Raw genomic sequence first — 13,175 nt, forward strand, 5'->3', positions numbered from 1 at the left:
CTTGAGACATGACGAGAGTGGCGCGCGCTCCCCTCATTTTATTAACTGGTTATTCTCGCCACGGAAATCAGCCAACAAATTTTCCGCGGCGCGGGGGATGTTTACCTCGACGAGGTGGAAGTGACCACGGATTACCGACGGCTACCCGACGGGAAAATCGTCGCCGATCAGATCGCGGCGGTTTATCTATCTCCCCGAGATCCCGATTATTTTCGCGCGCGCTCGCGTCCGGTCGCCCTCGATCGCTATCGGTTGGAACTGTCGCCGCTCACGGTTTCGCCACGCTGAAGGTATCGCATTGATTAATATCCCCGGTTTGCAAACCCTTGCGGAACCAGCGAACCCGTTGGGCCGAGCTACCGTGGGTGAAAGAGTCGGGAACCACGTAACCGCGCGCCTGACTCTGTAATCGATCGTCGCCGATATTACTGGCCGCGTTGAGCGCTTCTTCCACGTCCCCGGACTCGATAATCTGCCGCTCCCGATCGGCCCGGTTCGCCCACACCCCCGCGAAACAATCCGCCTGTAACTCCAATCGCACCGAGAGTTGATTAGCCTTGACCTCGCCGACCTGTTTCTGTAGAGACTGCACTTTCGAGGAAATGCCGAGGAGATTTTGAACGTGATGCCCGATCTCGTGGGCGACTACATACGCTTGAGCGAAGTCGCCGGGGGAATTGTGACGGGTTTTTAAATCCTGATAAAAGCTCAGATCGATATACACCTTTCGATCGGCCGGACAATAAAACGGCCCCATCGCGGCTTGAGCGTAACCGCAGGCCGATTGTACCGTCCCGCTAAACAGTACCAATCTCGGCTCCTGATACACCGCGCCATTCTCGCGAAAGATCTGGCTCCAGGTATCTTCCGTATCCGCGAGAACCACGGACACGAAATCGGCCAGTTTATCCTCGCGCGGCGACGTTTGACCCGGAGCGGTATTTTGAGCGGGATAGGGGTTATTATTCACCGAAACCGCGCCATTGAGGATAATCGAGGGATCGACCCCCAGAAACATGGCGATCAGCGCGAGGATTACCGTCCCGATACCGCCACTCACCACCATACCGCCCGGAATTCCTCCCGAACCTCTCTGATCTTCGACATTGTTACTTCTACGCCCGAATTGCCACCGCATGATCCGACTCCCGTTTTTTTACGCTTCAATTTATCTTAAAGCCGGGGAAGAAGCGATCGGACTCTCTTTTAGATTGATTTCAGCGATCGGTTTTCCGCTATCCCGCGAACGGAGAGCGGCCGCTCCCCCGATCGATCCCCCGACTATTTCGCCGAATATTTGGAAAAGTTCGGAACCCGATCGTCGAGGGCGCGCGAATTCGAGATGGCCAACGATGACGAAAACTAGCGGTCACTCTTCATTTGCTTACATCTATCTTCAGAGAGATTCATCGCCCGCGGATTCTGAACCGATTCTATCGATACGATCGCCACCGGGAAGAAATGAAATACTACAACCCGCGATGACGATCGATCGAACCCGAAACTCTCTGCCTCGATCGCCGGAAAAGCCCTAACTTTCCAGTATAATAAAGAGTTCGCACGAAAACAAGGAGAGCGTTCGATGGCACGGATGTACTATGACGAAGATGCCAATTTAGACTTACTGGCGGGAAAAACGATCGCCATTATCGGTTACGGTTCGCAAGGTCACGCCCACGCCCTCAACCTCAAGGATAGCGGCGTTAACGTGATCGTCGGTCTCTATCCGGGCAGTAAATCGGCGATAAAAGCCAAAGAAGCCGGAATCCCGGTTTACGACGTGGCCGAAGCGGCCAAAATCGCCGACTGGATCATGATCCTCCTACCCGATGAAGTTCAGAGAACGATTTACACCAACGAGATCGCGCCCCATCTCACCGCGGGCAAAGTATTATCCTTCGCGCACGGATTCAATATTCATTTCGGCCAGATCGTTCCCCCGGCCGATGTGGACGTGGTAATGGTCGCGCCCAAAGGCCCCGGCCACCTCGTCCGTCGCACCTACGAACAGGGTCAGGGGGTTCCCGCGCTGTTCGCCGTCTATCAGGACGCGACCGGCCAGGCCCGAGATCGCGCCCTGGCCTACGCGAAAGGTATCGGTGGCACCCGCGCCGGCGTTTTAGAAACCACCTTCCGCGAGGAAACGGAAACCGACCTCTTCGGCGAACAGGCGGTTCTCTGCGGTGGATTGAGCGCCCTGATTAAATCGGGATTCGAGACCCTCGTGGAAGCCGGATACCAGCCGGAACTCGCGTATTTCGAGTGTTTACACGAGGTTAAATTAATCGTCGATCTGATCGTCGAGGGCGGTCTGGCGAAAATGCGCGATAGCATTTCCAACACCGCGGAATACGGCGACTATACCCGAGGCCCCCGCGTCGTCAACGACACGACCAAAGCCGAGATGAAAAAGATCCTCAAGGAAATTCAATCCGGACAGTTCGCGCGCGAGTTCGTCCTGGAAAACCAGTCCGGTAAACCGGGATTCACCGCCATGCGTCGTCAGGAAGCGGAACACCCCATCGAGGAAGTCGGCAAAGACCTCCGGGCGATGATGAGTTGGCTGAAACGCTAATTTCTAGGGTTTCGCGGTAGAGGGGTCGGCGCGACGGAGAAACTCTTCTCTTTGCGCCTCCCTCTTTTTACTGGGGCGTTCGGGCGTGGGTTTGGGCAGGGCGGCGATCATCCAACGGTTGATCTGTTCGCGGGTACCGCGGCTATAGGTACTCAAAGGACGCGGCAAAACGAGATCGCCGACGGTGATAAAACCGATCGTGGAAACCAGTAGGATAAAACCGATCAGTCTGATAGGCATACTCTGAACGGGTAAAATACAAACGGTTGTGATTTACTATACCCGGTTAGAAAAAAAATCTTTCTCTACTTTCTCGAACCAATACAAAACTCTATGATAGCTAGTTCGAGATCCCTAGAATTTCGCGAGGAAATGGCCGCCGATATCGCGGCGGTACACGCGGTCGAGCGATCGGCTTTCGGACGGGAAAACGAGGCGAATTTAGTCGATATCCTGCGATCGAACGGGAACGTTCTTTCTTTCGTGGCTCTCTTGGCGGGACAGGTGATCGGACATATTCTCTATAGCCCGGTTTCCTTAGATTCGGACGGAGAGACCCGATCGCGCTGGCTCGGACTCGCTCCGATGGCGGTTTCGCCCGATTATCAACGTCAGGGGATCGGTTCCGGGTTAATCACGTATAGTTTACGGGAATGTGGCGATCGGGGGTTCGACGCGGTGTTCGTTCTGGGACATCCCGATTATTACCCGCGTTTCGGTTTTTTTCCCGCGCGTCGAAAGGGTTTCTCCTGCGAGTACCCGGTTCCCGACGAGGTGTTTATGGCGCGGGAACTCCGCCCCGGTTGTCTCGCGGGTTATTCGGGGGTAATCCGCTATCGATCGGAGTTTAGCTCCGTTTAATCCCGTATTTTCCCAACAAGACGGACTGGTTTGTAATGGGGAAAGGTTAAAGGGAAAAGGTGGAAGGATAAGCCTTTTCCCCGCCCGTATCCCTCACGCGAAAACGACGGTACGGTTACCGTACACGAGAATCCGATTCTGTAAGTGCAGGCGAACCGCGCGTGCGAGAACGATTCTTTCGAGATCTTTGCCCTTGCGGATCAGGTCGGCTACCGTGTCCCGATGGCTAACCCGAACGACATCCTGCTCGATAATCGGCCCCTCGTCGAGATCGGCGGTGATATAATGGGCGGTCGCCCCGATAATCTTCACCCCCCGTTCGTGCGCGCGTTGGTAGGGATTGGCACCGGCGAACGCGGGTAGAAAGGAATGGTGGATATTGATCACGTTGGGGAAAAAGTTAATGAAGTCGGGGGTGAGAATTTGCATATATTTGGCGAGAACGACCAGATCGATGCGGTACTCGCGTAAAAGGTCTAATTGTCTCGCTTCCTGTTGAATTTTATTCTCCTCGGTGATCGGGATGTGGTAGAACTCGATACCGAATTGATTGGCGATCGGGTATAGATCGGTATGATTACTAATAATCAGGGGGATTTCGGCGCGGATCTCCCCGGCGTGTTGTCGCCAGAGTAAATCGAGGAGACAGTGATCCTGTTTCGTCACCCAGATCGCGACGCGGGGGACGGTATCGGAAAAATGCAGGGACCACTCGGCCTGTAGGGGTTTGGCATTGGCCGCGAAAACCGATTCGATGATCGATCGGGGCAGGTGAAAGCCCTCTAACTGCCATTCCACGCGCAGGAGAAACAACCCGGCCGAGAAGTCCGTATGTTGATCGGCGTGGATGATATTCCCGCCATTGGAATAGATAAAATTCGCGATTTTCGCGACCAATCCTTTCTGGTCGGGGCAGGAGATCAATAGGGTCGCGGTGTCACCTTTCATACATTCGCTCGCGGGAGTCGGAAAGTGGTTATTTCTCGATGGTTTAGGCTGTCCCGATTCTAGAGCGATCCCGAATGTCGAAAACAGGACAGACTTGCCGGTAACGGGGAACGATTACAGGGTAAAGGGTCAGAGAAGACGGTCGGCGGGTTTTTGGAGGCGCTTCGGCCGAAGCTCGCCCACGACCGGTGAAAACTTTTGCCCTTCCAAAGGGAGGCTTGTAACCCGTCGGTTTTCGGTCAAGGCGATCGGCTCGGTTTTTTTTCCTTTTCCCCCGACCGTATCCCGGCTAGAACTCCAGAAAATCGGGATAAGGCGGGCGATCGAGTCCTGACATTCACCGGCAAGAGGGGTAAGCCATTACGAGGTTGACGTTGCCGCTCGGGGTGGGGATGAAGGCGAATCGAATCGACGATCGAGATCGGAAACCGTTTTCGATTTTTATTAACGGATCTGATTTATTTTAGGGCAACAAACGGTCAACTATCAGGATTTAGGAAAAAATTAAGGATCGCCCCCGATCGCTCTTGGATAGGACTTGCCGGGCTTACCGGCCGGGGAGGCGATCGATACTCCCCGATATTTTCCCGCGAAGTCCGGGAGAGCTATCTTCCTCGATCGGGGGAATTCCGGGATCTCTTGCATCGGGGCGGTTCAAGGTGATTCGCGATACAGTTCGTCGATCGGTGTCCGCGGGGCGTGGAGAATCGAACCGCGGAGGACACGGAGAGTAACCACCGATCGGGGCGGGAAAACCGAGCGAGCGATCGACGGGAGAGCCGTTCTTTTTAGGTTTTACGGTCGTTTTTTTTGGGTCTTTTCGTGTTAGAATTTCTACAGAAAAATTACCCAAAAAATATAGCCAAATATGCCCGAAATAAGCGGTCGCCCGGTTAAACTTGTACTCCCGATCCAATTTTCCCGATCGCCTCCCGCCCGCTCGCGCTTCGGTTCCAACCGATGCCTAACCGCTTATTCGGACGGAATACGAGATCGAAAAATCCCGGCGAGACAAGTCGGTCGCGCGATCGATTTTTCCCCGAGAAATTCGAGTACCGTCACCGCTCTCGCTCGGTTCGCCTAATCTATCACTGTAGAGACGTAGTATGAGTTCTGGGAAATTTAGTCCCGATACGACAATTTTTCAACAGATGGCCGAGATCGAGGATCGACACTGGTGGTTTGTCGCCCGACGACAGATTCTCGATCGGGTGATCCGCGGTTTACCCCTACCGGATAACGCCGACATTCTGGAAGCCGGTTGCGGGACGGGGGGGAGTTTGGCAACGCTCGCCCGCTACGGTCATCTCCACGCGATGGATCTGACGGAAATCGCCCTAGAATTAGCGCGCGCGCGGAATATCGGCGAGATCCGGCGCGGGTGTTTACCCGACGAGATTCCTTTTGGCGATCGCCGTTTCGATCTGATCGTTTCGCTAGACGTGATCCAGCACGTCGGGGACGATATCGCGGCGTTGAAAGCCTTACGGGAGCGATTGAAACCGGGCGGGTATCTGGTGATGACCGTTCCCGCTTACGCTTGGCTATGGAGCCGTCACGATGAATCCTGGCAGAATTTGCGTCGCTATAGCCGGAAAGGATTGATTCGAGTCGCGCGCTCGGCGGGATGGAAAGTAGAGTATACCAGTTTCTTCAACACGGTTTTATTCCCGGCGATCGTGTTGGCGCGCCTGTTCCGATTTTCCCCCGCGCACCATCAAACCACCGATCAATCCCTGCCCTCTCCGGGGTTGAACCGTTTGTTAACTTTTCTGTTCGCGAGCGAGCGCCATCTCGTCGGGCGGGTCGCCATTCCTTTCGGGGTTTCCCTGCTATTGGTAGCCACCAAAGAAGAAAGTTAAGTTTTTCCCGAAATCTCGGAATGCGGAGAAGTTCTCCCGGCATAATTCTAGATAATTAGCCAAGAGTAACGCCGTGTTCGAGAGAGGACGACCTCTCGCGGGTCTTGGCCAGAACTCGGAAAACGCGGGCGGCCTTCTCTTTTAACCGGGAGCGACCGGTTCGTTCTCTACCCCGGTAGAGGGGGGCGGCGGGTTAGGGGTCGTCATCGATCCTCGATCGCCCGTCTCCGCGATTCCCGGTAGATCGGATACCCGAGCGATCGGCCCTCGCCGGGTATCTTCCTCGATCGAGCGGGAAACTCGCGAGAACCCCCTCGCTCCAGTACTCGAAAAATCAGGTTTTTCCAGGATATTTTTCTGGAGAAAATCGCTATAATTAGGGGCGCAATATCCACCCAAAACCTCACGGTCGGGAAGCCTCATTTCCAACCCTAATTTTTAGTCCCGGTAAAACAGTATATGTTACTCAAAGACCCGATCGTATCCATTCTAGTGACTATACGGGACGAGGAAAAAACCATCGGTTTCTTTATAGAAACGATGGCCGAACTCGTTCCCTCCCTGGTTCATAACTACGAGATTATCCTGATCGACGACGGCTCTCGGGATCGAACCGTAGAGATCGCTACCGATTACGCCGAGCGGGATATGAATTTGCGGCTAATCGTCCTATCGAGACATTACGGCCACGAGATCGCGGTAACCGCCGGATTAGAGCAAGCCATCGGCGATTACGTCCTGTTAATCGATACCGCGGTCGTGAACTTTCCCGATATTATCCCCCGCCTCCTGGAGAAGATCGTCGGGGATCGGCTAGACGTGGTGTACGCGGCCGACATCTCGCGTACCCTGCAATCCCCGCTCCGGCGAGTGTTCGGTCGCTTCTCCTATGGCTTGATCTCCCATCTGACCAAGTTCGAGATGCCCGTCGATGCCAGCCCGTATCGGGTGCTGAACCGGCAGACGGTGAACGCGCTCACCGCCCTCAAGGAACACAACCGTTACTTGAAAATCCTCTACGCCTACGTGGGTTATCGCATCGGCTCGATCCCGTTCCGATTTCCCGAGCGATCGTCGCGCGTCCGCTCGGGATGGTTGGCGACGATCGGCCGGGCCCTGGACGCGAGCTTTTCGTTTTCCACCCTTCCCCTACGCTATATGTCCCTGATGGCGATCTCGATCAGCGGGATGTTGATGCTCCTGGCCGGGTACGTGCTCGTCGAGAAATTCTGGTCGGATACCCCGATCGCCGACGGCTGGACTTCACTGATCTTTATTATTTCCCTGCTGTTTTCCGTACTATTTTTCTTCTTAGCCCTGTTATCGGAATACATCGGCCGTATCCTCATCGAAACCAAGAAACGGCCTTTATACTATATCCGGCAGGAGATCGGCGGAACCCAGTTCCAGATCCGGAGTATCGTCGATCGGGTGTGAGGGGGATCTTCGAGGCGGGGAGCGGGATCGAATTTCTCGCGCCCTCCGTTTTTTCCGGTCTAAAAATTTCAAAAAGTAGAGTGATACAGAATAAATATCTCTTTTCTGAAATTTTTGGATTTTTTATCCTTCCTTTTTCCGCTTGACTCCTGTATTCTTTCTCGTTCAGAACTTTTGAAATTCGCGCGTAGATCTATGGAAACGGGAAAGCTTTACGATATCGCCGCGATCGGCGCGGGTTGGTTCGGCGCCCGGAGCGCGATCGTGCTGGCCGGACTCGGTTATCGGGTCGCGCTGGTCGATGCCGGCGACTTTCCCCTCCAGAGAGCTTCCTACGCTAACCAGTCGCGGATTCACAACGGCTATCACTATCCTAGAAGCCTGATGACCGCGCTCGGATCGCATCGGTACTACGATCGATTCAAGCGGGACTACGCCGAGTGTGTGATCGACAATTTCCGCCATATTTACGGGATAGCCGCCGGGAACTCCAAATGTAACGCGTTTCAGTTCGAGAAATTCTGCGCGACGGTGGGAATTCCCCTGGCTTCGGCCCCGCGGGAGTTTCAGTATTTAGTGAAGGACGAAATGTTCGATGGACTGTACCTCGTCGAAGAAGCGACCCTGGACACGCGAAAACTGGGGGAAGCGATCGCCGCTCAGTTGGCGGCGGTCGAGCGCGCCGACTACCATCGCTATTATTTCTGCGAGCGATTGGAGATCGAGTCCGATCGGGTGATCTTGCACGGGAAAAACGCCCGGACGGGGGAAACCCGAGAACCGATCGCCGCCCGCGGGGTACTGATCGCGGGGTACGCGGGCAGTAACGCTCTACTATTAAACAGTCAGCTTTCCCCCCTGAAGCTGAAGACGGAAATCGCCGAGATCACCCTAGTGAAAGTCCCGCCCCCTTTCCAACCCTACGGCATCACGGTGATGGACGGGGCGTTCTTTTCCTGTATTCCTTTCCCCGCGAAAAACTGCTGGTCTTTGACCCACGTTCGCTACACGCCCCATGTTTATTGGGAGGTAGATGGGCGCTCTGGAGAGTCGGACGAGGAGATCTATCGCGAGTACCGGCGCCGGGTAAAAACCCGGTTCCCGTTCATGCGGAACGATTCGGCGCGATTCGTTCCCTGTCTGGGGGAGGTGGAGTATCTCGGCTCGCTGTACGAACTCAAAACCGTGCCGATCAAGCACGAGAACGATGATGGACGACCGATTCTCTGCCAGATCCACCACGGACAGCCGGGGGATTTCGAGCGAGGCCCGTTCGTTTTCTCCGTCCTCGGCTCCAAACTCGACAGTATTTACGAGTGGGAAAGTATTCTCGCGTCGATGTTTTCCTGAAACCTACGCGCGGAATTGAAAAATTGTCATGTGGTTAGAGAGTCAGGAGTCAGGAGCCAGGAGTCAGGAGTCAGGAGCCAGGAGTCAGGAGTCAGGAGTCAGGAGTCAGGAGGAAGAACCGGATAAAGAATTTTATAGATAATAATCGCGAGAAATCCCTATCGATCTTGTAAAACTCCTGCTTTTTGGAATTTTTGGAGTTTCAAAATTGTACAAAAGGTCTCCGATCCTAGTTCCGTTTCCCGTTTAGACTCCACCAGACGCGAACCACGTCCTGAAGGGCCTCGTAGATCAGACCGAACTTCGCTCCGGTGGCTACTCCGGTCTCTCGGGGACGGGTCTCCACCACGCAAGCGGTGACGCGATAACCGGCCCGGGTGGCCCGGATAATCCGCTCGGCCTCGGTGAAAGGGGAAAGGGAAACGAGCGGGAAACGATGGACGATCTCCCGTTTGACCAGCTTGACCGCGCCCGCGTCGTAGGTTTTCACCCCGAACACCCAGCGACAGATCCGGTTATAGCTATCGGACACGAATTGACGGTACCAGCCGTAATTTTTATTCCGGCGTTTGGCGATGACAATATCGTAATCTTCGGTTAGGCGGAGGAGATCGAAGAGGCATTCGGTCGGCCACTGGCGATCGGCATCGTTGAGAAAGATAAAATCCTTCGTGCCGGAATGGTAGAGCAGTTCGTAGGTGTAGCGCATCCCTTGGTTCGGGACGTTGTGAAACACTTTCAGGGTGGGGATCGTTCGATCGAGTTCATCGACGATCTCCGCCGTCCCGTCCCGCGAACCGTCGTTACAGACGAGGATCTCGTAATCCAATCCGGAAGCCTCCATAATTTGATAGGCTTCCTCTAGCACTTCCCGGATCACCGCCGCTTCATTGTAGGCGGGAAAACAGACCGATACACTTGGATACTGCATAATTCCGCTATTTTAAAATTTCTCGAACCGATTGACAGACGATATCGACCTGTTCTTCCGTCATTTCCGGGAATAACGGTAGGGATAATTCCTCTCTCGCCACCCGTTCGGCCACGGGAAAATCTCCCGCTCGATAGCCGAGATCGCCGTAACCGGGTAGGAGATGAACCGGGGTCGGATAGTGAATATTGGTTTGAATGCCGCGTTCGGCCAGCTCGTGACGGAGCCGATCCCGTTCGGGGGTAAGGGTGGCGTAAATATGATAGGCGTGTCGAGCGTAGTCCATGACCGCCGGCAGGACTAGACCACTATCCGCCAGACCCCGATCGTATCGGGCCGCGAGTTCCTGTCTCGCCCGCGTCCATTTTTCTAGATAACGGAGCTTAACCGCCAGAACCGCGCCATGAATGGCATCCATGCGATAGTTATAGCCCTTGAGGACGTGGTTGTATTTTCCGTCCTGTCCCCAGTCGCGGAGGATACGGATCGTTCGGGCGTACTCCGGGTTATCGGTCACGACCATTCCCCCCTCGCCGCAGGCCCCGAGGTTCTTGCCGGGGTAGAAACTGAAACATCCCATCTCGCCGAGGCTTCCGGCCGGTCGATCGCGGTAGCGGGCCAGATGGGCCTGGGCTACATCCTCGATGACGAGAAGACCGTGCCGGCGGGCGATCGCTAGGATCGGGTCCATATCCGCCGGTTGACCGTAGAGGTGAACCGGGACGATCGCTCTCGTCCGGGGGGTGATCGCCGCCTCGATGCGGTTCGGGTCGAGGGTATAGGAACGGGGATCGATATCGACCAACACCGCCCGCGCCCCCGTGTAACCGATGGTGGCCACGGAAGCCACGAAGGTCATCGGGACGGTGATCACCTCGTCTCCCGGGCCGATCCCGGCGGCGAGAAACGCTAGATGTAGGGCGCTACTCCCAGAATTGAGGGCGATCGCGTACTTAACCCCCACTTTGTCGGCGAAAGCTTCCTCGAAGGCTTCCACTTCCTCCCCCAAAATAAATTGGGTACTATCGATGACTCGGGCGATCGCCTCGTCGATTTCCGTCCGGATCGAGGCGTGTTGAAGTTTTAGATCGAGAAAAGGAATCATGTAAACCCCCGAATATCTAGATTGAACGCGCCGATCTGCCCGATTATAGGCTCCTTGACTTTTCCCAACATCAAACGTAGCATGAACGGGAATCGAAGATTTTGTTATATGTCCACGGATACGTCCCCTCTACAAACGCCGCTCGCTCGTCTCCGATCGATCTCCCCGAAAGCTTGGGAGATCGGGGCGGTGATCGTTATCCTCCTTATGGCGCTTGTCATCAATGCCCGAATGCTCCGATACGGACTGACCGGATTGGGCGACCTGCGCTGGCATATCACCTGGATTCAACACTTTTCGCACCAGATCGCCGAGGGCATTCTCTATCCCCGCTGGCTGGCGGGAACGAATTTCGGCTACGGTAGCCCTACTTTCGTGTTCTACCCACCCCTGGTCTATTACATCGGTTCCGTCTTTCAATTACTCGGATTCGGGATTGAAGGGACGATGAGCGCCGTTTTTACCCTGGCGGTTGTTCTGTCGGGGTTATCTTTTTACGTCTACGGACGGAGTAAGTGGAATCGTGCCGCCGCTCTAGGGGGCGCTCTTTTTTATATGACCACCCCCTATCTTTTCGGTATCCTCGGGGGGGGAGCGTTAGCCTCCCTGTTCGGGTTCGCCTGGATACCGATCGGGGTGTGGACGATCGATCGGGCGATCGATCGCCCCCGGTGGCGGGTCGGTCTCGCTTTTCTGTGGATGCTGGTGGCGTTAACCCATACCCCCAGCCTACTGATCTACGCCATCGCGGGGGGACTGTACACGCTGATCGCGGGCTGGCGGAAATCCCCGCGAACGGCGATCGAGACCCTGGTTTTCATGGCGCTCGGTCTGGCGATGGCCGGTTTTTACCTACTTCCCGCGGTTCTCGAACAACGCTTCACCAGCGTGGAGTATATTATCGATTTTTCCCCCTACTACCTGCATTTTTTCGAGCTATTACGCGAGAATTTCCGCGAGCCGTTTTTCCGGGAATTGTCGATTTTCGCGACGTTGGCGGCGATCGCTCTCTTCCTCAACCGGGAGAAACCCGATCGGAAATGGCAGGTCATCGGCGCGCTGGTGGCGATGGGCGTAACTTTATTCTTGCTCAGTGATTGGTCTAGCTGGATCTGGCAGGCGAGTTCGCTTTTGCGGAAACTGGAAAGACCGCCGCGTATTATCGTTATCCTCTACTTCGCGGCCGCCGCCCTGTACACGATGGCGATCGACGCGTTGCTACAAAAGCGCCGGGCTTGGAAATTTTTCGTCCTGACCCTGATCGCCCTGACGATCCTCTTCAACTTACGCGTCGGTCTCCAGTCTCTTGCCACCGCTCCCGCCCTACACAGCCCCACCCAGGGTAAAGTATTTATCCGCGAGTGGCTGGAAATCATGTTGCGCGATCCTTTTAGCGATAAATTGGTCGATGTTCCCGAGTACCGTCCCCCGATCCCGCCACGGGGCGATTATCCTCCCTTTACCCGCGAGCGATATTCCGATTCGGGAATCCCGTTAACCTCCGCCGAAGATCGAGCGCGAATCCCCCTTCCCGTTCCCGAGATCGGTCAACCTCGGGTTTCGCTCATCGATGGCCGGGCGAGATTCGAGATCGAGAAGTGGGACAGTTATTTCCGGCGTTTGAAAGTGGAGGCGACTACCCCCGCCACCCTACGGGTACGACTGTTTTATTATCCCGCCTGGCGCCTGTCCGTGAACGGTCAATCCCGTCCTCTGGAAAAGGCCGACGATGGAACCGTACTGGTTAAAGTGGAACCGGGGACTTCCACGGTAGAGCTATCCTACGGGCTAACGGACGCGTTGATCGCGGGAATCGCGATCGCTTTCGGTTCGCTCTCGATCGTTCTCGGTTACGGTTTCTTTCTCTGGAAAAAAACTCGATCGGTTCGGCTCGATCGGGTCCGATAGAATTTCGAGAGTCTATCCCGTCCCCGGCGATCGATTCGGTAATAACGTCAGAGGAGGCAGAAGGCAGTAGGCGGGAGGTGGTTTTTTGGAGAAAAGTAGGGGCGTAAGGCCGAAGCCCCTACGACTGGCAAAAACTTTTCTCCTTACAGCCCTTTTCATAACTAAGAGGTACAATAGCAACAATGAGTAAAATAGTTC

12 protein-coding genes are annotated in these 13,175 nt (G+C 55.1%); 7 read left to right on the top strand and 5 right to left on the bottom strand.

What is annotated here, in order from left to right; genetic code table 11:
- The first annotated feature begins 66 nt into the window (after positions 1-66).
- On the top strand, positions 67-288 hold the full coding sequence (locus V0288_RS24065; RefSeq protein ID WP_332867745.1) for a DUF6816 family protein: 222 nt from the start codon (positions 67-69) through the stop codon (positions 286-288).
- On the opposite strand, the gene ypfJ is transcribed toward V0288_RS24065, so the two are convergent.
- Positions 269-1,138, bottom strand: coding sequence for a KPN_02809 family neutral zinc metallopeptidase (ypfJ, locus tag V0288_RS24070; protein WP_332867734.1), 870 nt, complete (start codon positions 1,136-1,138; stop codon positions 269-271). The genes V0288_RS24065 and ypfJ overlap by 20 nt on opposite strands.
- Positions 1,139-1,582: 444 nt before the next feature.
- Here ypfJ and ilvC point away from each other — a divergent pair, with 444 nt between their 5' ends.
- Complete coding sequence (gene ilvC, locus V0288_RS24075) at positions 1,583-2,575, top strand: ketol-acid reductoisomerase (protein WP_332867735.1); 993 nt, start codon at positions 1,583-1,585, stop codon at positions 2,573-2,575.
- Between the two features lie 3 nt (positions 2,576-2,578).
- On the opposite strand, the gene V0288_RS24080 is transcribed toward ilvC, so the two are convergent.
- The gene (locus tag V0288_RS24080; protein ID WP_332867736.1) at positions 2,579-2,815 is read right to left on the bottom strand and encodes a hypothetical protein; all 237 of its coding nucleotides are present in this window, start codon (positions 2,813-2,815) and stop codon (positions 2,579-2,581) included.
- Between the two features lie 93 nt (positions 2,816-2,908).
- Here V0288_RS24080 and V0288_RS24085 point away from each other — a divergent pair, with 93 nt between their 5' ends.
- Positions 2,909-3,436 carry a GNAT family N-acetyltransferase gene (locus tag V0288_RS24085; protein ID WP_332867737.1) on the top strand — a complete coding sequence of 176 codons (528 nt, stop codon included), beginning with the start codon at positions 2,909-2,911 and terminating at the stop codon, positions 3,434-3,436.
- A 93-nt stretch (positions 3,437-3,529) separates the two neighbouring features.
- On the opposite strand, the gene purU is transcribed toward V0288_RS24085, so the two are convergent.
- The gene (gene purU / locus V0288_RS24090) at positions 3,530-4,384 is read right to left on the bottom strand and encodes a formyltetrahydrofolate deformylase (protein ID WP_332867738.1); all 855 of its coding nucleotides are present in this window, start codon (positions 4,382-4,384) and stop codon (positions 3,530-3,532) included.
- Positions 4,385-5,490: 1,106 nt separating this feature from the next.
- On the opposite strand from purU, the gene V0288_RS24095 reads away from it, so the two are divergent.
- The 3 genes from V0288_RS24095 to V0288_RS24105 all read left to right on the top strand — a co-directional run bounded on the left by V0288_RS24095 (position 5,491) and on the right by V0288_RS24105 (position 9,033).
- Entirely contained in the window at positions 5,491-6,246 is a 756-nt protein-coding gene (locus V0288_RS24095; RefSeq protein WP_332867739.1) for a class I SAM-dependent methyltransferase, read from the top strand.
- A 459-nt stretch (positions 6,247-6,705) separates the two neighbouring features.
- On the top strand, positions 6,706-7,683 hold the full coding sequence (locus V0288_RS24100; protein WP_332867740.1) for a glycosyltransferase family 2 protein: 978 nt from the start codon (positions 6,706-6,708) through the stop codon (positions 7,681-7,683).
- Between the two features lie 195 nt (positions 7,684-7,878).
- Positions 7,879-9,033: an FAD-dependent oxidoreductase gene (locus V0288_RS24105; RefSeq protein WP_332867741.1), complete on the top strand. Its 1,155-nt coding sequence runs from the start codon at positions 7,879-7,881 to the stop codon at positions 9,031-9,033.
- A 229-nt stretch (positions 9,034-9,262) separates the two neighbouring features.
- Here the strand turns inward: V0288_RS24105 and V0288_RS24110 are convergent, their stop codons facing one another.
- Both V0288_RS24110 and V0288_RS24115 read right to left on the bottom strand, forming a co-directional pair.
- Positions 9,263-9,964 (bottom strand): glycosyltransferase family 2 protein, encoded by a 702-nt coding sequence (locus tag V0288_RS24110; RefSeq protein ID WP_332867742.1) that lies wholly within the window; start codon positions 9,962-9,964, stop codon positions 9,263-9,265.
- 7 nt (positions 9,965-9,971) lie between these two features.
- Positions 9,972-11,069, bottom strand: coding sequence for a DegT/DnrJ/EryC1/StrS family aminotransferase (locus tag V0288_RS24115; RefSeq protein WP_332867743.1), 1,098 nt, complete (start codon positions 11,067-11,069; stop codon positions 9,972-9,974).
- 108 nt (positions 11,070-11,177) lie between these two features.
- Between V0288_RS24115 and V0288_RS24120 the strand changes: the two genes are divergently transcribed.
- Entirely contained in the window at positions 11,178-12,977 is a 1,800-nt protein-coding gene (locus V0288_RS24120) for a 6-pyruvoyl-tetrahydropterin synthase-related protein (protein WP_332867744.1), read from the top strand.
- The last annotated feature ends 198 nt before the right edge of the window (positions 12,978-13,175 follow it).

It is taken from the genome of Pannus brasiliensis CCIBt3594 (assembly GCF_036688125.1).
In the GTDB taxonomy this organism is placed as follows: Bacteria; Cyanobacteriota; Cyanobacteriia; order Cyanobacteriales; family Microcystaceae; genus Pannus; species Pannus brasiliensis.

Coding starts and splice junctions, on each gene's coding strand:
- V0288_RS24110 (WP_332867742.1), bottom strand. CDS start 9,964: ATGCAGTATCCAAGTGTATCGGTCTGTTTTCCCGCCTACAATGAAGCG.
- V0288_RS24080 (WP_332867736.1), bottom strand. CDS start 2,815: ATGCCTATCAGACTGATCGGTTTTATCCTACTGGTTTCCACGATCGGT.
- ypfJ (WP_332867734.1), bottom strand. CDS start 1,138: ATGCGGTGGCAATTCGGGCGTAGAAGTAACAATGTCGAAGATCAGAGA.
- V0288_RS24105 (WP_332867741.1), top strand. CDS start 7,879: ATGGAAACGGGAAAGCTTTACGATATCGCCGCGATCGGCGCGGGTTGG.
- V0288_RS24100 (WP_332867740.1), top strand. CDS start 6,706: ATGTTACTCAAAGACCCGATCGTATCCATTCTAGTGACTATACGGGAC.
- V0288_RS24095 (WP_332867739.1), top strand. CDS start 5,491: ATGAGTTCTGGGAAATTTAGTCCCGATACGACAATTTTTCAACAGATG.
- V0288_RS24085 (WP_332867737.1), top strand. CDS start 2,909: ATGATAGCTAGTTCGAGATCCCTAGAATTTCGCGAGGAAATGGCCGCC.
- V0288_RS24115 (WP_332867743.1), bottom strand. CDS start 11,069: ATGATTCCTTTTCTCGATCTAAAACTTCAACACGCCTCGATCCGGACG.
- V0288_RS24120 (WP_332867744.1), top strand. CDS start 11,178: ATGTCCACGGATACGTCCCCTCTACAAACGCCGCTCGCTCGTCTCCGA.
- purU (WP_332867738.1), bottom strand. CDS start 4,384: ATGAAAGGTGACACCGCGACCCTATTGATCTCCTGCCCCGACCAGAAA.
- ilvC (WP_332867735.1), top strand. CDS start 1,583: ATGGCACGGATGTACTATGACGAAGATGCCAATTTAGACTTACTGGCG.